Origin of the sequence: Corynebacterium sp. BD556 (genome assembly GCF_038452275.1) — a bacterium.
Classification (GTDB): domain Bacteria; phylum Actinomycetota; class Actinomycetes; order Mycobacteriales; family Mycobacteriaceae; genus Corynebacterium; species Corynebacterium mayonis.
Window position 1 is genome coordinate 1386808 of the sequence record NZ_CP141643.1, and the last position, 19222, is coordinate 1406029.

A 19222-nucleotide genomic window follows, 5' to 3' on the forward strand; every position below is an offset into this window, starting at 1 on the left:
GGCCACCACCCTACCGTTGAGGCTTTATGGGCCGCACTCCTTACACCCCCGGGTACTCTTGGTTTCCATGATTGACTTTGAGGCGCACCCGCACCAATCGACGGCGTTTCTCACCGACATGTACGAGCTGACCATGTTGGACGCCGCGTTTAAAGACGGCACCGCGCAGCGGCGGTGCTCCTTCGAGGTGTTCGCCCGCAAATTGGTCGGCGAGCGCCGTTACGGCGTCGTGGCTGGCACCGCCCGTGTTCTCGACGCGATTTCGCGTTTCCATTTTACCCCTGAGCAGCTTGAAGTCGCCGACTTTCTTTCGGACAAAACGAAGGACTACCTGTGCAACTATTCCTTCGGCGGGCAGATCGACGGTTACCGCGAAGGCGAACTGTACTTTCCCTACTCACCCATCATGACGGTGCGCGGAACTTTCGCCGAGTGCGTCATTTTGGAGACCATCATTTTGTCGATTCTCAACTCCGACTCGGCGGTCGCCTCCGCTGCCTCGCGCATGGTCACCGCCGCTGACGGCCGCCCGATCATGGAGATGGGTTCACGGCGGACCAATGAGCGCGCCGCGGTTTCTGCCGCGCGTGCCGCCTACATCGCCGGTTTCGAAACAACCTCCAACATGGAGGCCGCCAAACAATACGGCATCCCGCCAGCAGGAACAGCCGCACACGCCTGGATGCTCCTGCACGTCGATGACAACGGCGTGCCCGACGAAAAGGCCGCTTTCCGGGCCCAAGTTGATTCTCTCGGAGTGGGTACCACGCTGCTTGTGGATACATTCGACATCACCCGCGGCGTGGAAAATGCACTTGAGGTCGCTGGTACGAAACTCGGCGCTGTGCGCATTGACTCCGGGGACTTAGGGATCGTCTCGCAACGTGTCCGCAAGCAGCTTGACGACGCCGGAGCTTACAACACCCGCATCATCGTCTCCTCGGACTTGGATGAGTTCGCCATCGCCGGGTTACGCGGCGACCCAGTCGACGGCTTCGGCGTAGGAACCTCAGTGGTAACCGGCTCCGGCACCCCGACCGCAGGTATGGTTTACAAGCTAGTTGAGGTGGAGGGACATCCCGTCGCTAAGCGATCCAGCGGCAAGGCGACCTACGGCGGCACGAAATCCGCGCTGCGTGCCTACCGCAGCTCAGGGGTGGCCGTAGGCGAGGTCGTTTGCCCCTTCGATGCGGACATCGCACTGCGGCCGAACCTGGACTACAAACGCATGGACATTCCCCTGGTGCGCGACGGCAAGATCGTAGCTGGGTTGGACAACCTCCAGGACACACGCGCCCACCTGGCGCACGCCCGCACGACCCTGCCATGGGAGGGTTTGGCCCTGTCGCGCAATGAACCGGCCATCCCCACTCGTTTCGTCGGCTTTCCCGACCCCGTGGAGTAAGCACCCCCGTGAGTGATCAGCCGCTTAGCCCGTCCACATCCGAGCTTTTGGAAGCCGCCGTGCAAGCCTTGGGCGGCGCCGAACGCGCGGGCCAAGTCGCCATGGCCAGCGCCGTGACGAAAGCGATAGAGACCGAACGCCACCTTGCTGTGCAGGCCGGCACCGGCACCGGAAAGTCGCTAGCCTATCTCGTGCCCGCGATCCGGCACGCTCAGTCCACCGGTTCGTCTGTTGTGGTCTCCACGGCAACCATCGCCCTGCAGCGCCAATTGGTCGACCGCGACCTGCCGCGGCTTGCCGACGCCTTGGAGCCCTTCTTCGACCACCGCCCGACCTTCGCCATTTTAAAGGGACGCAACAATTACGTCTGCTTACACAAACTTACCGCCCCGGAGGACACCCCGGACACACTGATTGAAAAAGACGACATCTCTGTGCTGGGCAGCCACGTCAAACGGATCACCGAGTGGGCACAGCAAACCGAGACGGGTGATCGCGACGACCTTGAGCCGGGCGTACCCGACCAAGCCTGGCGGCAGGTATCCGTAACCTCCAACGAGTGTCTCGGCGCGAACCGCTGCCCGCACGGCGAAGCCTGCTTCGCAGAACTCGCCCGCGAGCGCACCCGCGACGTGGACATCGTGGTCACCAACCACGCCCTGCTCGCCATCGACGCATTATCTGACGTGGACATCCTCCCGGCTCATTGCGTCACCATCATCGACGAGGCTCACGAGCTCGACAGCCGCATCACTTCTGTTGCCACCAACGAAATATCGGCCCGCGCGTTGACGTTGGCGTCGCGCCGCGCCGAGAAACTCGGCGCCACAAAGGGCGCGCTGGAAAACGTCATCGCGGATTTTTCTGCCGCAGTCGACGTGGAGGAACCTGGCCGTTGGGAAAACATTTCGGATTCCGCCCGCAGCGGCTTCGTCGCGGTGCGTGACGCGCTGTGGAAAACCCGCGAGGCGATTTCCCAAAGCCCCGAGGGCGAGGCGACAAACCAACCCGAGGTTTTCGCTGAGCGGGAGAATCTGAAAAACCACCTCGCGGACCTCCATGACGCCGTCGTGCGCATTTTGGGTGTGTTCGACGAAGACGACCCCGCCAAGCACAGCGACGTGGTTTGGTTGACGCGCTCCGAGCGCTTAGGCGACTTTGTGGCGGTTGCTCCCCTGTCGGTCGCGGCCCTTTTGCGCGAGCGTATCTTCGCCGAGCAGACCGTGATCCTCACCTCCGCAACGTTGACTATCGGCGGGAATTTCAACGCCATGGCTGCCGCCTGGGGGCTTGTCGACGACACCTGGGACAGCCTCGATGCCGGGACTCCTTTCGACCCGCGGCGCTGCGGGATTCTCTACACCGCCCGCCACCTGCCCGCGCCTGGCCGCGACGGGCTTGCCGAGGCCACCCTCGACGAAATCGCCGCTCTCATCACCGCCACGGGCGGACGCACCCTGGGACTGTTTTCTTCGCGGCGCGCCGCTTTACAGGCCGCCGAAGCAATGAAAATGCGTCTCCCCTTCGACATACTTGTCCAAGGGGAGGACTCCACCGGCGCGCTGGTGGAGAAGTTCGCGGCCAGTGAAAACGTCTGCCTGTTCGGGACTCTTTCGCTGTGGCAAGGCGTAGACGTGCCGGGGCGCTCATTGTCTTTGGTCATCATCGACCGCATCCCTTTCCCCCGCCCCGACGACCCACTGCTTAAGGCCCGCTCCGACGCCGCCGACGCCGCGGGACGATCCGGTTTTATGGAGGTCTCAGCCGCCCACGCCGCCCTGCTCATGGCGCAGGGAGCGGGCCGGCTACTGCGCAGTGTCAACGACAAAGGGGTCGTGGCGGTCTTGGACAACAGGCTGGTGACCAAACGCTACGGTTCGTTCCTGCGCCGCTCACTTCCGGATTTCTGGGAGACCACCAACCCGGAAACCGTCCGCAACGCGCTTAAGCGACTGGTGGCGCAGCCGCAAGCGTAGACGGACTACTGCAAACTCACCTTCCTTGAGGCACCTTCCGCCTCCTCGGCTGAGTCGATTTCCTCACGAGGGATACCCAGCATGTAGAGAACCGAATCGAGGAAGGGGTGGTTAACGGAGGCGTCAGCGATCTCCTTCAGGGCGGGTTTGGCGTTAAAGGCGATGCCCAGGCCCGCGCTAGAGATCATGTCAATGTCGTTGGCCCCATCCCCCACGGCGACAGTCTGGGTCATCCGCAGGCCGGAATCTTGAGCAAACTCCGCCAGCAAATCTGCCTTCGCCTTACGGTCGACGATTTTGCCCACCACACGCCCGGTCAGTTTGCCGTCGACAATCTCAAGCGTATTGGCGCGCACATAATCAAGCTCCAACTCCTGCGCCAACCCCTCCAAAACCTGAATGAAGCCACCAGAGACAACAGCGGTGCGATAACCCAAGTTGTTGAGGGTCCGAATTGTAGTTCGCGCCCCCGGAGTCAACTCGATGGCTGCCGCCACCTCATCGATGACCGAGGCGTCCAAACCCTCAAGTGCCTTGACACGCTGCCGTAAAGACTCCTCAAAATCCAGCTCTCCTCTCATGGCACGCTCCGTTACTTCAGCGACTTCCGCCTGGCGCCCGGCATGCGCCGCCAACATCTCGATGACCTCGCCCGTGATCAACGTGGAATCGCAGTCGAAGCAAACAAGACGCTTTGCGCGCCTTGCAAGCCCCGCGTGCTCGATAGCCAAGTCGATTCCCAGTTCCTTCGACAGCTCCGCCAAGATCTTGCGGATCTCTTTGCCTTTGCCGGGCTCATAATCGGCCAGCGTGATCCGGAACTCCAGGCCGGTCAAAGGATAGTTTGAAATCCCCCGGATCTTGTCGATGTTCGCACCATAAGACGCCAACGCCTTTCCCACCCGGGAAATATGCTCAGCGGTAACTGGGTCGCCGAGAGCCACCATCACGTGGGTGGAGCGTGGCCGTGAGACGGACTCCGCCTGGGATCCTGTCTCAATGGTCACGCGCTGCCCGTACTCCCACAGGTCGGCTTTCAATTCGCGCTCAATATCACTAAGCACCATCGGGTCCATGCCAACAAAGGCCGACAGCATCAGGCGACCCCGAAAATCGACCTGGGAGACATCGAGAAGCTGCACGCCATGCTTCGCCAACACCCCGAAGAATGCGGCGGAAACCCCGGGCGTGTCCGGACCCGTGGTGGATACGACGGCGGGCTTGAGACCTTTTTGCAGCTCAACCTCGAACGCGGGCATGGCTGTCCTTTCCTAAAAACAGATGTACTGAAGGTGCTGCTTCGTCATGCTACCGCAGCGAAAAAATGCCCCTCACCTTGGCGGTGAGGGGCTACGGCTGGTCGGGAAGAACCGGTCAGGTGCGTTCTTCTCCTGACTGCTTAATTGGTTTTGTCGGCCACCTTAGTGGCGTTGCCGGAGGAGTCGAACTCGTGGGCGCCACCTTTCCAGGTTGCCGGGGTGTCCGCGTTGTGGCCCGTGTGGGCCTCGCGACGCAGACGCTCAACCATGTGCGGGTAATGCAGCTCGAACGCGGGGCGCTCGGAGCGGATCCGCGGCAAGGAAGCGAAGTTGTGGCGCGGCGGAGGGCAGGAGGTCGCCCACTCAAGGGAGTTGCCGTAACCCCACGGATCGTCGACGGTGACGATCTCGCCGTAGCGCCAGGACTTGAACACATTCCAAATGAACGGAAGCATACCGACACCGAGGATGAACGCGCCGACGGTGGAGATCTGGTTCAGGAGGGTAAAACCGTCAGAATCGAGGTAGTCAGCGTAGCGGCGCGGCATACCCATGTTGCCCAGCCAGTGCTGAACCAAGAAGGTCAAGTTGAAGGCGATGAAGGTGAACCAGAAGTGGATCTTGCCCAAACGCTCATCCAACATGCGGCCGGTCATCTTCGGGAACCAGAAGTACACACCGGCGATTGCGGAGAACACCACGGTGCCAAACAGGGTGTAGTGGAAGTGCGCAACCACGAAGTAGGAGTCATGCAGGTGGAAGTCCAATGGCGGGGCGGCCAGCATAATGCCGGTCAGTCCACCAAAGAGGAAGGTGAACAAAAAGCCCATCGACCACAGCATCGGGGTTTCGAAGGTGAGGTGACCGTTCCACATCGTGCCGACCCAGTTGAAGAACTTCACGCCCGTCGGAACGGAGATGAGGAAGGTCATGAAGGAGAAGAACGGCAGCAGGACAGCGCCAGTGGCGAACATGTGGTGTGCCCACACAGCCATGGACAAGCCGGCGATTGCCAGCGTTGCGAAAACGAGGCCGATGTAGCCGAACACCGGTTTACGGGAGAACACCGGCACGATCTCGGAGATGATGCCGAAAAATGGCAGGGCGAGAACGTAGACCTCCGGGTGTCCGAAGAACCAGAACAGGTGCTGCCACAAGATGGCGCCGCCGTTGGCGGTGTCGTAGATGTGACCGCCCAACAGACGGTCGTAGAGGACACCCATCGCCGCAGCGAGAAGCAGCGGGAAGATCATCAAGGCGATGATGGAGGTGACAAACACCGTCCACGTAAAGACGGGCAGCCTAAACATGGTCATTCCCGGCGCGCGCAGGGTCAACACGGTGGTGAGCATGTTAATGGCCGAAGCGACGGTACCGATACCGGTGGCGCCCACGCCGATGATCCACAGGTTCGCGGACACCGACGGGGTGTGGGTTGCATCAGCCAGCGGCATGTACATGGTCCACCCGAAGTCGGCCGCGCCGCCTGGGGTGAGGAAGCCCGCGAGCATGGCGAGGACACCGACCTGGGTGATCCAGAAACCAAAGGCGTTCAAACGCGGGAAGGACACGTCCGGCGCACCGATCTGCAGCGGCAGGACGTAGTTAGCAAATCCCCACACGATCGGCGTACCGAACGCGAGGAGCATCACGGTGCCGTGGAGGGTAAACAGTTGGTTGAACTGCTCGTTGGACAACAACTGCAGCCCCGGGCTGAACAGCTCGGCGCGGATCAACAGCGCCATGAGGCCGCCCACGAAGAACCAGATGAAGGACATCATGATGTAGTAGATGCCCAGGATCTTGTGGTCCGTTGTGGTGAGCAGATTGTACAAAGTGGAGCCTTTACGGGCGCCGCCCGTTGGCTCTGGGCGTGTCGGCGGGACATAGTTGTCCAGCCGTGGTGCCACTGCAGTCATTGAAGATCCTCCTGACTAACGCACGATCGCCCGTGAGCTGCAACTCATAGGCCACACGTGCCCCAACCGATACCCATCCATCATAGGTGCCGGATTATGGAATTGCCAGCCACTTCAGGCCAGCTTCAGCAATTTACTCTAGACCTCGGGGGCAACGCGCGGGGGGAGGCCCCAAAGAGTGCTTCCCCGTCGCGCCGACAATGCCCCAGCGTTACTCGAAATCCCAGTCGTCGTCGTGGGTCTCCTCCGCCTTGCCGATGACGTAGGAGGACCCCGATCCGGAGAAGAAGTCGTGGTTTTCGTCGGCGTTGGGCGACAGCGACGCCAAAATGGCCGGGGACACGCGGGTTTCATCCGCCGGGAACAAACCTTCGTAGCCGAGGTTGTTTAACGCCTTGTTTGCGTTGTAGCGCAAGAAGCGTTTGACGTCTTCTGTCCAGCCGAGCGGGTCGTAGATGTCCTCGGTGTACTGGCTTTCGTTTTCGTACAGGTCGTAGAGAAGCTCGAAGGTGTATTCCTTCAACTCATCACGGCGCTGCTGGGTCGCTTCGCGCATGTCCACCTGGTACTTGTAACCAATGTAGTAGCCGTGAACAGCCTCATCGCGGATGATCAGGCGAATCACGTCGGCTGTGTTGGTCAGCTTTGAGTGAACGGACCAGTTCAAGGGCAGGTAGAACCCCGAGTAAAAGAGGAAGGACTCCAACATGACGGAGGCAATTTTCTTCTTCTGCGGGTCGTCGCCGCGGTAATAACTCTCGATGATCTTCGCCTTGCGCTGCACCTCAGCATTTTCCTCGGTCCAGCGGAAAGCCTCGTTGATCTCGGGCGTCGACGCGAGCGTCATGAAGATATTGGAATAGCTCTTGGCGTGCACGGACTCCATAAAGGCGATGTTGGTGTAGACGGCCTCCTCATGCATCGTGCGTGCATGAGGAAGCAGGGAGACGGCCCCGACGGTGCCCTGGATTGTGTCCAAAAGGGTGAGGTTGGCAAACACGCGCATCGTTGCCAGCTTCTCGTCGTGGGTGAGCGTTTTCCAGCTAGGAATGTCGTTGGACACAGGGATCTTCTCCGGCAGCCAAAAATTGCCGGTCAGGCGGTCCCAGACCTCAAGATCTTTCTCGTCCGGAATCGAGTTCCAGTTGATTGCTTTCATCGGCTCCGGGCGCTCGGCAAGGAACTTGTCGTAGTCGTGTGCTGTCACGTCACTCCACCTATTCTTCGTTGTTCTTCTGGGTCATTCTAGCCCCGATCCCCCCTCCCCACTTACCAACCCCCGAAGGGAACATGACCTGCTTTTTCTCCCCTTTAACGAAAAATTGTGTAGGGGTGAACTTTTTGGGGGCGGTTAACCATATAAGGTGAAGTCGTGATTGTTTCCGCTACGGAAACATAGTTGACAGCATCAGAGGTGGATCCATGACTATGCCATCGGCACCAAAGGGAGCATCGGGAGTGCTGCTTCCCACCGTCCTTGACGAGCTGGGGGTGGACATCGTCTCCGGAACTCTGCCCGCAGGCCACACCTTCACGCTTCAGCAACTTTCAGAGCGCTTCGGTATCTCACGAACCGTCGCGCGTGAAGTAATGCGGGCGCTCGAGCAGATGGGCATGGTTTCATCGTCGCGGCGCGTAGGCATCAAAGTTCTGCCGGAGAGTTCCTGGGACATTTTTGACTTGGTGGTCATGAAGTGGAGGTGGCGGGTTGACTCTCACCGTGAGCGCATGATGGCAGAGCTCGACGAGCTTCGCTGCGCCATCGAACCTTTCGCCGCAACAACCGCTGCCCAACGGCGCACGGACGAACAGGCCGAAAGGCTCACGAAACTCGCGACTGACTTGGCAGAGCTATTGGAAAGACAGGACGCAGAAGATCTCCACGATGAGATTATTGAGGCGAACCGCCTTTTCCGCCGTGCCCTTTTTGAGGCCTCGGGCAACAAAATGATCGGTGCTCTCGCCGCCACTGTGTGCTCCACACATGATTGTCTACCCAATGGCGATTCCATTTTTTCCCCAGAGGGCGACTCTTTCCCGCAGGCCCACATTGAACTAGCGCGGGCGGTTGAACAACGCGATGTTGCCGCTGCCGCAGCGGCTTCGCGCGTCATCTGCCAAGCAACAGGACAGGCAGCGCCCGCGCACAACCAGGATTAAACAAAGACGCTTCTCGACGCGCCTCGTTGAAAGCGCGTCGAGAAGCGTCTTTGCTCTTTTTAGAGCATGCAGGACACGCAGCCCTCAATCGCTGTACCTTCGAGCGCCATCTGGCGCAACCGAATGTAGTACAGCGACTTAATTCCCTTGGTCCAAGCGTAAATCTGGGCCCGGTTGATGTCGCGGGTGGTCACCGTGTCTTTGAAGAAAAGCGTCAACGACAGGCCTTGGTCCACGTATTTTGTTGCCGCGGCGTAGGTATCAATGATCTTCTCGTAGCCGATCTCGTAGGCATCCTTGAAGAACTCGATGTTCTCGTTATCCATGTGCGGCGCCGGGTAGTAAACGCGACCGATCTTGCCTTCCTTACGAATCTCAATTTTAGAAGCGATCGGGTGGATCGAAGACGTCGAGTTGTTGATATAAGAAATCGAACCAGTCGGCGGAATTGCCTGCAGGTAGCGGTTATAGATACCGTCGCGGGCCACATCCTCTTTCAGCTTCGCCCAGTCGGCGGCCGTCGGCACGTTCGCGGAGCTGCGCGCGAAGATCTCCTTGACTTTCTGCGTCTTTGGCTGGAAGTCTTCCGGGTCGTAACGGTCGAAGAACTCGCCCGAGGCGTACTCGGAGCGCTCAAAGTCGGCGAACCTCTCGCCCTTTTCCACCGCGATCTTATGGGAGGCCTTAATCGCCTCATACATCACCGTAGCGAAGTAGGCGTTGGTGAAATCCAACCCTTCCTCGGAGCCGTAGTGGATGTGCTCGCGTCCGAGGAAACCGTGGAGGTTCATCTGCCCCAGTCCGATGGCGTGAGAGGCGTTGTTGCCCTCGCGGATCGGCGGCACCGAATCAATGGACGTTTTGTCCGCCACGGCGGTCAAAGCGCGAATCGCCGATTCGACGGTGCGGGAGAAGTTCTCCGAGTCCATGGACATGGCTACGTTCATCGAACCGAGGTTGCACGAAATGTCGTGGCCGATCTCCGAGTAGTTAAGGTCGTCATTTAAAACGGAAGGGGAGTTGACCTGGAGGATCTCCGAGCACAGGTTCGACATGTTAATGCGGCCGGTCTTGACCGGGTTCGCCTTGTTTGCGGTGTCCTCGAACATGATGTACGGGTAGCCGGACTCGAACTGGATCTCCGCAAGCGTTTGGAAAAATTGGCGCGCGTTGATCTTGGTCTTGCGGATACGCGGGTCTTCCAGCATCTCCTCGTACTTCTCAGTGACCGAGATGTCGCCGAAGGGCACGCCGTAGACACGTTCAACGTCGTAGGGGGAAAACAGGTACATGTCGTCGTTGCGCTTGGCCAACTTGAAGGTGATGTCTGGGATGACCACGCCGAGCGAGAGGGTCTTGATGCGGATCTTTTCGTCTGCATTTTCGCGCTTGGTGTCCAAAAAGCTCATGATGTCCGGGTGGTGCGCGTTGAGATAGACCGCGCCGGCACCCTGGCGTGCGCCGAGCTGGTTAGCGTAGGAGAAAGAATCCTCCAGCAGCTTCATCACGGGAATAATGCCGGAGGACTGGTTTTCGATGTGTTTGATAGGCGCGCCTGATTCGCGGATGTTGCTAAGCAGCAAAGCCACGCCGCCGCCGCGCTTGGACAGTTGCAGCGAGGAGTTAATGGCGCGGCCGATGGACTCCATATTGTCCTCAATGCGCAGCAGGAAGCAGGAAACCAACTCACCACGCTGGGCTTTGCCGGCGTTGAGGAAGGTCGGGGTCGCCGGTTGGAAACGGCCGGTCATGATTTCGTCGACAAGCGCGGAGGCGAGATCTTCATTGCCGTCGCCGAGGAAAAGTGCGGTCATGGCGACGCGATCTTCGAAGCGTTCCAGATAGCGGCGCCCGTCGAAGGTCTTGAGCGTGTACGAGGTGTAGTACTTGTACGCGCCGAGGAAGGACTTGAAGCGGAACTTATAGGAGTAGGCCCGCTTGAAGGTGTCTTTGACAAATCCCCAGTCGTAGGCCTCGATGACCTCCGGCTCGTAGTATTTGTTCTCCACCAGGTAGTGCATCTTTTCTTCCAAGTCGTGGAAGTAGACGGTGTTCTGGTTGACGTGTTGAAGGAAGAACTGGTTCGCGGCCTCGCGATCCTTGTCGAACTGAATCTTGCCCTCATCGTCGTAGAGGTTCAAAAGCGCGTTGAGCGCATGGTAGTCGAGTTGGTCGGATTCTTTCACCGGTTCGGGAACGGTGCGGCCATGGGTTTCGGTCGTAGTCGTTGGGGTGGACATGTAGATTGCGCTCCTATGCTGTTGTTTTGGTGCTGTATTTCTCGCGAAGGCGCGCGAGCCGCTTCGCGTTTTCTGCTTCTGCCGCCTGCTCCAGGGCACGAAGCTTGTCGACGACCTCCGGCGCCATCGGCGCCAAACCTAGACGGTCCGCGTGTTTGATCAACTGCTCGCGGACATGGGCGGCGTCGCCTTCTGCCCCCATCAACTCGAAGCGGTAGAGGTATGGGACCTTGCATTTTGCCGAAATGACGTCGCCGGCCAAACAGAAATCCGAACCGAAGTTTGAGTTCCCGGCGGCGATAACCCCGCGGATGAGGTCCCGGTTGTGCTTGTTGTTGAGGAATTTGATGACCTGCTTGGGCACAGGTTTCGAGTTCTCGTGGGAGATGGAGGCACCTCCCCCGTAGGTGGGGCAGATGAGTACGTAAGGCTCGTCCACCAGCAGGTCTTCCTCCCAGCGGTAAAGCGGGATCTGCCTGGCCGGCAGGCCGACCTTTTCCACGAAACGCTTCGTGTTTCCGGTGGCGGACGAGAAATAGACAATGAGCATTGACGCTTTCCCTCACGTGAAAAAGCCGCCATTTCAGGTGACGGCTCGCTCTCAGTAGCGCCCCTTCGCTGCGGGGCGCCGACAGTGGTCATTCAGTTGTCGCGCGTCGGTTATAAGGTTACGCGGCGGCTTGCAGCCCACGGATGCGGTCCGGACGGAAACCGGACCAGTGCTCCCCATCGACCTCGACGACCGGCGCCTGGAGGTAACCCAGGGCCATGACGTAGTCACGGGCATCCGAGTCCTCGGAGATGTCCACGAGCGTGTACTCGAGGCCTGCCTTATCCAAGGCCTTTTTGGTGGCGACGCACTGAACACAAGCGGGCTTGGTGTAAACGGTGATGGACATAACCAGTGGCTCTTTCTGTGGGAAGTTTGCGTACTAGGAAGGGCTTATCGGAGCGCCGAGGCGGCTCGGCGCGATACTCCTAAACACTATACTTTGTGCCACATTTAGGCAACCCATACTACATATAGTAGTTACATGCATGAAATTCCCAGGATGGCCGCTCGCGCCGCACCACATGTAGTCTGATATAACCACTCACTGTAATTCCATGGATGTAACTCGGGGCGAAAAACGCAGAAACCCCGCCCCTCCACAACCGGGAGGAACGGGGCACTGCAAGGATAAGGCGCTCTAGCCCTGGCGAGCCTTGAAACGCGGATCCTTCTTGTTAATCACGAAGACCTTACCGTGGCGACGCACGACCTGGGCGCCCGGCTTGTTCTTCAGCGACCGAAGCGACTTGCGGACCTTCATCGGGCGCTCCTTTCTTACTAGAGGAATCATCCACATCGGCAACCTGGCGGAAGGCATGCAAGCCTAACCACAACCGGGTTGCGACACGGCAGACAATGTTACCCGAGGATTCCTCCTGCTCAAAATGGGCTTGTCGCCCCGCGCTACGATGGCCCCATGAGCACCAACGCAGTCGCCCTGCAGTCCCAAATCATCTCCCTCCTCGGCACCACCCCAACCATCGACGCACAGGCAGAGATCGACACCCGCGTCTCCTTCCTCGTCGATTACCTAGAACGCACCGGAGCCAAAGGCTACGTACTAGGCATCTCCGGGGGACAAGACTCGACCTTAGCCGGGAAGCTGGCGCAGATGGCCGTCGAAAAGCGACGCGACGCCGGCCAACAGGCAACCTTCATCGCAGTACGCCTGCCCCACGGCCAACAAGCCGACGAGGACGACGCCCAAGCAGCACTCGACTTCATCGCACCCGACGAACGCATCACCGTCGACATCGCCCCCGCCACCGCAGCGCTTTCCGCCGAAGTCGCCAAAGAACTCGGCCTCACACACCTCAACGACTTCAACAAAGGCAACGTTAAAGCCCGCATGCGCATGATCGCTCAATACGCCATCGCCGGCGAGCGCCACCTCCTCGTCCTCGGCACCGACCACGCCGCAGAAAACATCACCGGCTTTTTCACCAAACACGGCGACGGCGCCGCCGACCTTCTCCCCTTAGCTGGGCTAAACAAGAGGCAAGGAGCCGAACTGCTCAAAACGCTCGGCGCCAACCAACGCCTCTGGGAAAAAACACCCACCGCCGACCTCGAAGAAGACCGCCCCTCCCGACCGGACGAAGAAGCCCTCGGCATCACCTACGCACACATTGACGACTACCTCGAAGGCAAGCACCTGCCCGACAACGCCCGCCAACGCATCGAACACCTCTGGCACATCGGACAACACAAACGCCACATGCCCCCAGGGCCAAAAGACACCTGGTGGCGCTAACCTAACAGCTCTAAAGTGCGGCGGGCGGCGTCGACAAGCGCCGCACCATACGCAGGCCCATGCGTCCACGCATGCACCGCCAACGGGTGCATCTGATGCACCGGGATGCGCTGGCGCCAATGAGCACCCAACTCACCACGCGACAAATAGCCCTCACAAATCGACTCGAAATACGGCGCACCGAACAACTCCAACATGGCAATATCCGTCAAAGGGTGCCCGCCGTGGGCCGCCGGATCAATAAAACGCGGCCCTTGAGAAGAAAACAACACGTTGCCGGACCACAAATCCCCATGAATACGGGCGACAGGGGCGTCCTCATCCTTCGCCTCAATCGCCTCACACGCCCTCTCGACCACGCGCAGCCCCGCCCGATCCACGTTGCCAACCTCCGCAGCATGTCCGGCAAAAGGCAACACACGCTGACGGGTGAAAAACTCAGCCCACCGCCCCACCGCAGTGCACTCCTGCTCCTTGCGGCCAATAAAGTTCGGGCCCCGCCACCCATCAGGCGGCGCACCGAAAGCCGCAGCCCCCATCGCATGGATCGCGGCGAGCTCCTCGCCCGCCCGGCGCGCAGCCTTTCGCGTCGGCCGAACCGCAACAACGCGCTCAATGGTTAAGGTGTTAGCCCTTTCATCCACATCGAACACCTCCACGACCGCATCACTGCCCTCGCGTAACCACCGCAAACAAGACGCCTCCGCAGCTGCGGAGCCCGGTGCGCTGCCCTGCTTCACAAAAACCTCGGCCATCAAGTTCCCCTTTGCAGTCCAGCTTCCAAACCCAACAGGAACACCTTCGCCTCACCGCCCCCACGATAATTACCCACGGAGCCATCAGCCCGCACAACCCGATGACAGGGAACGACGATCGGCAGCGGGTTTTGCGCACAACCAGTGCCCACCGCCCGCGACGCCCCCGCCGAACCCAACCGCCGCGCCAGATCGCCGTAACCGACAGTGCGCCCGTAGGGAATCTTCAACAATTCCTCCTGAACCCGGCGGTAAAAGCCAGATGATGCACCTAAATCCAACGGCAGGGTGAAAGCTCTACGCTCACCGGCAAAATACTCCGCGAACTGCTGCCGAGCGTTTCGAGCCTCAACCTGCGCAAGACCTCGCCCCAGACCAGATTCAGCAGCAAAGAGCACACGGTAAAGACCCGCGGCGGAAAAAACCAGGGTCAGCTCCCCCACCGGCGAGTCGACAACGCAACGACAAAAGGCCGTGCCAGCTTCCCCATTCGCCGCCACCGAAACCATGCAGCACAGTCTAGCCCGTGGGGCGCGAAAACAACGCCGGATAATCTCAGGCGCTCGCCCCACAAACCTGGACCCCAAACCCAGCCGAAGCTTAAGCGTTCAAAGCCATGCTGTTCTCATAAGAAGATCGGGCCGAATGATCAGTTTTCTTCACCTGGTTTGGCACCATCCGGCGAGCGATCGCGTCGCGCAAACGCAACGGCAACACGTTGACGGTTTTGGCCAGCGGCGCCACGTACCCGGGCAAGGAAACCTGCCAACGAGGACGACGCACAAGATCAACAACGGCTGCGCCAACTTCTTCCGGCGCCAAAAGCGGTGCGCCGCCGGGAGCGGTACCCGCCGCCAGCTCGGTGTTGACCACCACCGGCGCAACCATCGACACCTGCACGCCCGTGCCGCGCAGCTCCTCACGCACGCTCGTCAGGTAACCGAGCACCCCGTGCTTTGTCGCCGCGTAGGTCGCCTCACCCGGAGGCGAGACAAACGACGCCGCTGAAGCAACCGTAATAATGTGGCCTCGGCCCCGCTCACGCATCCGTTTGCTCGCCAATTTCACCCCGTGGATCACACCCATGAGATTGACGTGAAGCTGCCGTGCAAGAGCTGCCTCCGGCTCATCAGCAAAAGCACCAACCCACATCACGCCAGCATTATTCACCAGAACATCGACGGGGCCGAGGCGCTGCTCGACCTCGTCGAAAAACGCGGCGAAAGACGCCGAATCACTGACATCTAAATGGAGCCCGATTGCGCCGGGCAGCTTCCCCGCGGCCTCCACAGCAGCTTCTTCCCGCACATCACCAATCGCGACAAGCGCACCCTCGCGCGCTAACTGCGACGCGATCTCAAAACCGATACCTCGGGCACCCCCGGTAACCGCGATAACCTTCCCGTCAACCTTGCGCTGCTTTTCTGCACGGGCACGGCCACGTTTGCGTTCCCGGTCAAGAGACCACAAGAAGTGGTCAAAATCTACTTCCATGGTGTGCCGCGGCGAATCATAAAACTGCCGCTTGTTCGCCTCGTGAGCGCGCAGCATCTGTTTGCGGATCTGCGACGGAGCGGGCGCAACATAGTCTCCGGCGAGCATCTCGGCGATCCACACGCTCTGTTTTTCGGCAAGCGGCATCACCGCCCCAACCGGTTGCAACAGCCCCACAAAGAACAATCCTGGCAGTTCCGGATGCACCGTACGCCACCACAACGGCAACTCGTTGGCCTGCGGATCAACAAGCTCAGTTGGCAGGAACGGAAACGACACCCGATATCCGGTGGCCCACACGATGAGGTCAGCTTTCGACTCCGAACCGTCAGTAAAGACCACACGGTCGCCAGCAAGATGCGAAATACCAGGTCGCACGGTAATTGCGCCGGCCTCCAGACGTTTACGGATCTGCTCCGACTGCACCGGGTGCGACTGTCCGGGTGCGTGTTTAGGTTTCGGCAAACCGTATTTCGTCATCGATCCCGACAGCTTCGCCCCAAGCCACAGCCGGGCACTCGTCGCCCACCACGGCAACCACCCCGGCAACGAAACTTGGTCCGTGGCCTTCCCAAACAAAAACTTCCGCAGCACCCACTCAGTGCGCCGCACCGACCACGCAACAGAGTTCGCACGATACGAAGCTTCGACCGCAATATCCATCGCCGAGTTGCCAGCACCAACCACCACGACGTCACGCCCGGCGAGCTGATCACCCGAGCGATAATCATGAGCGTGGATCTGCTCTCCGTCAAAATCTCCCGGATAGCTCGGTTCCGGCCACCGCGGGTCCCAGTGATGACCATTTGCAACGATCACCGCGTCGTATTCGCGTGTCTCGCGTCCCTTTGGGCCAGAAAACTCGACCCTCCAACGGTTTTCTTCGGCGCGGGTGACACTTTCAACCTTGGTATTGAAGGTGACGCGGTCGCGCACTGCGAAATGCTCGACATAGGCTTCGAAATACTCAGCGACCTGGTCGTGGCGCGCATAAGGCGGGTAATGCGCCGGCATCGGGAAATCAGAAAAGGCCATCCTCGGGTTCGAGGTGTTGATCTCGAGGGTTTCATAACACGCCGAGACACCATTCGAGTTATTCAGCACCCAGTTCCCGCCAAAATGCTGCCCCATTTCAAACCAGTCGAAGGGAACCCGCTTTTCGGACATTGCTTTTGCGGCCGCGATCCCCGAAGATCCTGCACCAATGATGCACACTTTCGGCAAAGATTCATCTGCCGTCGGGGGCGTAGTTACTTTCGGTGCGCGGTGGTTTTGACGAACAAAATAGGCCATTGTGAACGATCCTTTGCTTCGCAGAGTGTCTGACGGCTTTGGGGCTTGGCGCACATAGTGAACGTGAATCAAGCTAACCGCCACCGAGTAAGTATGCGGACACTCTACCCATACACTGTGGGCGAAGTCACTACTTTGACAAAACTATTAACCACAACACAAAAAATAGGTTTCCCATTGCTGGATCACTCCCTTTAACGACATCGGCGCCGACCCCTCGTGAAAGAGCCTTTGCCGAGTCATCCGGGGGACAACCCAGGCTCACCGGATCTCACGGAGTCGCCGGTTTCAGGAACCACCTCGGACACAGAGCCGTCGCCCACGCCAAGCGGCTAACCAAGCAGAACCCTCGGCTACGCCAGTCGTTGTCCCCTCCAGGCTTGCTTAAGAAACACAGGCTTTCCGCGCCGGAGAAACAGCACCCCGCAAAGGTCGCGTCCACTTTCCCGCCACCGAGCGCCGCAACGCAGCGTTCAGGCCTTAAAATGCCCAGCCGAATTGTTCATCTTCTTCATCAAAGATGCCTTCCGCTGGCCTTTCTGCCCGCGCCGGTTTCGGCCCTGCGCTCATTTCTCCCCTGAAAACACCCATCGAGTCCTTCTCGGGTGGGCCAGTATTCGAGGATCGCTGCCAGACCAAAGAACACTCACGCCCCGCTAAAGAAGTTGTCGGCTCAAACAGCATCGGCTGGTTTAAGGGACGTCTCCGGCTCCACAGCTACAAAAGACGATTCGACAGGTGGCTAAAGCTCACAACCGCTTTTCCAAGGCTGTGTTGCTTCTCGTTTTTTAAAACTCAACCCAACATCCTTTGGCACCCACCCAAAAACAAAAACCCCCTCGAATCCCGCGAATTACCAGGTAAACCGCAAAACCCAAGGGGTTTAATTAACACTCAAATCTTTGGATCCAAAGGTGAGTTCTCATGGTGGAGCTAATGGGATTCGAACCCATGACCCCCACACTGCCAGTGTGGTGCGCTACCAACTGCGCCATAGCCCCGTCGTGGACGGTATGAATTTTTCCGAGTGGAGCTAATGGGATTCGAACCCATGACCCCCACACTGCCAGTGTGGTGCGCTACCAACTGCGCCATAGCCCCGTTTCCTTGTCGGCCCCTTTAAGGGCCGCCAAGCAACTTTGCTTAATATACATCTCACCCGCAAAGGCAACCAAATCGCCCGCCGCGGGTGAGATACATGCTGTTCACCTAGCTGAGGACATCATCGATCCAGCTAGAGGGGTCCTGGCTCGGGATTCTCACGTCCTCGCCGTCCTTGAAAACTCGCGGAGTGTAGGCCTCCCCGGTTTTCTCGCTTTGGTAGTCGACGTTTTGTTGGCCCATCTCCTTCGCGGCCTCAATGAACTTGCCGGCGCGGATGTCGGAGATTGCTTCCTCGCTGGCGCCGAAGCCGCGGGCTAGGTCGGCGAAATCATCGTTTTTGAAACGGTTGTAAACATCCTTCTGATTCTCCAGCAGGTGAGCGCGAAGGTTCCACATAGCTGGGACATCGTCGTGGGCGGCAAGTGCCAGCTCCGCTGCCAGTGCGCGGGTCGAGTGACCCTCGGTAGTTTCGGTTCCTTGGCGGTCCAGAATGGTCATGGGACGCAGATTCACCGACAGCTCGCCGGCCTCAATTTTTTGCAGCATTTCCTCGTCGCTGGCGGTGGCTAGGTCAGCGCAGTGCGGGCAGGAGAAATCCTCGAATAGATCTACTGTTACGGCGTTCGCTGCCCCGTTTTTGGAGTTGAGCACAATCGCCGGGTCGCCTTCGGTGTATTCGATGGACAGGTTGTCCACTGGGATCATTTTCTCGGAGAGGGCTTCGTCGCGCTTAGTGCGGCCATTGAAGAAAATCAGGCCGATTACGACAGCGGCGATCAAAATGATTGCCAGGATGGTCCAGATAAATCCGGCTCCACTTTTTTGGTTCGGGTTGGTCACCTTGCGTGTGGTCACGTCATGCACCTTTTCTTGTGTCGATATAACAAAGCCCGGCCTTATGGGTAGAGCGCGAACTTCTTGTAGGGACGATAGATCATTATCAGCGTAATGAGGACATACAACGCGTCGCGGCCGAGTGTGGCCAAGATATTTGTGCCGGTGTCACTCTCGCCGGGGCTGAAGCACCCGCAGTCGATCACTAGCCCCCGCGCCCACGCAGAGTAGAGGCCGACCATAAACAGCAGGAGCACACCAATGGACAACCAGCCTGACCAGCGAAGTTTGATTCCTAGAAGCAGCAGTAAACCGCCGGCTATTTCGAGGGGCCCGATGATGCGTGCCAGGTAGTCCGACCACGCTGGTGTGAAGATTTCGTAGGCCTTGATGGTCTGGGTGACGTCCATGTGCACGCCGATTTTCGACATGCCCGCGGAAATCCAAATGTAGGCCATGAAAAACCTCGCGGCGGCG

Annotated in this window: 16 protein-coding genes and 2 tRNA genes; 4 read left to right on the forward strand and 14 right to left on the reverse strand. The window is 59.2% G+C overall.

Going from position 1 to position 19222, the window contains the following annotated elements; translation table 11 throughout:
* Positions 1-67 precede the first annotated feature (67 nt).
* Both VLL26_RS06550 and VLL26_RS06555 read left to right on the forward strand, forming a co-directional pair.
* Positions 68-1405 (forward strand): nicotinate phosphoribosyltransferase, encoded by a 1338-nt coding sequence (locus tag VLL26_RS06550; protein WP_342318332.1) that lies wholly within the window; start codon positions 68-70, stop codon positions 1403-1405.
* A gap of 8 nt (positions 1406-1413) precedes the next feature.
* Positions 1414-3381 (forward strand): ATP-dependent DNA helicase, encoded by a 1968-nt coding sequence (locus VLL26_RS06555; RefSeq protein WP_342318333.1) that lies wholly within the window; start codon positions 1414-1416, stop codon positions 3379-3381.
* Positions 3382-3386: 5 nt separating this feature from the next.
* Here the strand turns inward: VLL26_RS06555 and serB are convergent, their stop codons facing one another.
* From serB to nrdF, 3 genes are all read right to left on the reverse strand, one after another.
* Entirely contained in the window at positions 3387-4640 is a 1254-nt protein-coding gene (gene serB / locus VLL26_RS06560) for a phosphoserine phosphatase SerB (RefSeq protein WP_342318334.1), read from the reverse strand.
* Positions 4641-4780: 140 nt separating this feature from the next.
* Positions 4781-6559, reverse strand: a complete 1779-nt coding sequence (gene ctaD, locus VLL26_RS06565) for a cytochrome c oxidase subunit I (RefSeq protein ID WP_342318335.1) — start codon at positions 6557-6559, stop codon at positions 4781-4783.
* A gap of 211 nt (positions 6560-6770) precedes the next feature.
* Positions 6771-7766 carry a class 1b ribonucleoside-diphosphate reductase subunit beta gene (gene nrdF, locus VLL26_RS06570; RefSeq protein ID WP_342318336.1) on the reverse strand — a complete coding sequence of 332 codons (996 nt, stop codon included), beginning with the start codon at positions 7764-7766 and terminating at the stop codon, positions 6771-6773.
* Positions 7767-7981: 215 nt separating this feature from the next.
* On the opposite strand from nrdF, the gene VLL26_RS06575 reads away from it, so the two are divergent.
* Positions 7982-8719, forward strand: a complete 738-nt coding sequence (locus VLL26_RS06575) for a FadR/GntR family transcriptional regulator (protein WP_342318337.1) — start codon at positions 7982-7984, stop codon at positions 8717-8719.
* A 59-nt stretch (positions 8720-8778) separates the two neighbouring features.
* Here VLL26_RS06575 and nrdE read toward each other — a convergent pair whose 3' ends face one another.
* From nrdE to ykgO, 4 genes are all read right to left on the reverse strand, one after another.
* Complete coding sequence (nrdE, locus tag VLL26_RS06580) at positions 8779-10959, reverse strand: class 1b ribonucleoside-diphosphate reductase subunit alpha (RefSeq protein WP_342318338.1); 2181 nt, start codon at positions 10957-10959, stop codon at positions 8779-8781.
* Between the two features lie 13 nt (positions 10960-10972).
* Complete coding sequence (nrdI, locus tag VLL26_RS06585; RefSeq protein ID WP_342318339.1) at positions 10973-11509, reverse strand: class Ib ribonucleoside-diphosphate reductase assembly flavoprotein NrdI; 537 nt, start codon at positions 11507-11509, stop codon at positions 10973-10975.
* Between the two features lie 118 nt (positions 11510-11627).
* A complete protein-coding gene (gene nrdH, locus VLL26_RS06590) occupies positions 11628-11858 on the reverse strand; it encodes a glutaredoxin-like protein NrdH (protein WP_342318340.1) in 231 nt (76 codons plus the stop codon).
* A gap of 291 nt (positions 11859-12149) precedes the next feature.
* Positions 12150-12272, reverse strand: a complete 123-nt coding sequence (gene ykgO / locus VLL26_RS06595) for a type B 50S ribosomal protein L36 (RefSeq protein WP_012732041.1) — start codon at positions 12270-12272, stop codon at positions 12150-12152.
* 156 nt (positions 12273-12428) lie between these two features.
* Here ykgO and nadE point away from each other — a divergent pair, with 156 nt between their 5' ends.
* Entirely contained in the window at positions 12429-13265 is an 837-nt protein-coding gene (gene nadE, locus VLL26_RS06600; RefSeq protein ID WP_342318341.1) for an ammonia-dependent NAD(+) synthetase, read from the forward strand.
* Here the strand turns inward: nadE and VLL26_RS06605 are convergent.
* The 7 genes from VLL26_RS06605 to VLL26_RS06635 all read right to left on the reverse strand — a co-directional run bounded on the left by VLL26_RS06605 (position 13262) and on the right by VLL26_RS06635 (position 19203).
* Entirely contained in the window at positions 13262-14020 is a 759-nt protein-coding gene (locus tag VLL26_RS06605; protein ID WP_342318342.1) for a fructosamine kinase family protein, read from the reverse strand. The two genes, nadE and VLL26_RS06605, sit on opposite strands and share 4 nt — an antisense overlap.
* Positions 14020-14529 (reverse strand): methylated-DNA--[protein]-cysteine S-methyltransferase, encoded by a 510-nt coding sequence (locus tag VLL26_RS06610; protein ID WP_342318343.1) that lies wholly within the window; start codon positions 14527-14529, stop codon positions 14020-14022. Before VLL26_RS06610 ends, VLL26_RS06605 begins: the two co-directional genes overlap by 1 nt.
* A gap of 91 nt (positions 14530-14620) precedes the next feature.
* Positions 14621-16807 carry an SDR family NAD(P)-dependent oxidoreductase gene (locus VLL26_RS06615; protein WP_342318344.1) on the reverse strand — a complete coding sequence of 729 codons (2187 nt, stop codon included), beginning with the start codon at positions 16805-16807 and terminating at the stop codon, positions 14621-14623.
* A 925-nt stretch (positions 16808-17732) separates the two neighbouring features.
* A tRNA-Ala gene (locus VLL26_RS06620) sits at positions 17733-17808 on the reverse strand.
* 27 nt (positions 17809-17835) lie between these two features.
* Positions 17836-17908: transfer RNA gene (locus VLL26_RS06625), tRNA-Ala, on the reverse strand.
* 108 nt (positions 17909-18016) lie between these two features.
* A complete protein-coding gene (locus VLL26_RS06630) occupies positions 18017-18766 on the reverse strand; it encodes a thioredoxin domain-containing protein (RefSeq protein ID WP_342318345.1) in 750 nt (249 codons plus the stop codon).
* 41 nt (positions 18767-18807) lie between these two features.
* Positions 18808-19203, reverse strand: a complete 396-nt coding sequence (locus VLL26_RS06635) for a MauE/DoxX family redox-associated membrane protein (protein WP_425292307.1) — start codon at positions 19201-19203, stop codon at positions 18808-18810.
* Positions 19204-19222: the final 19 nt, after the last annotated feature.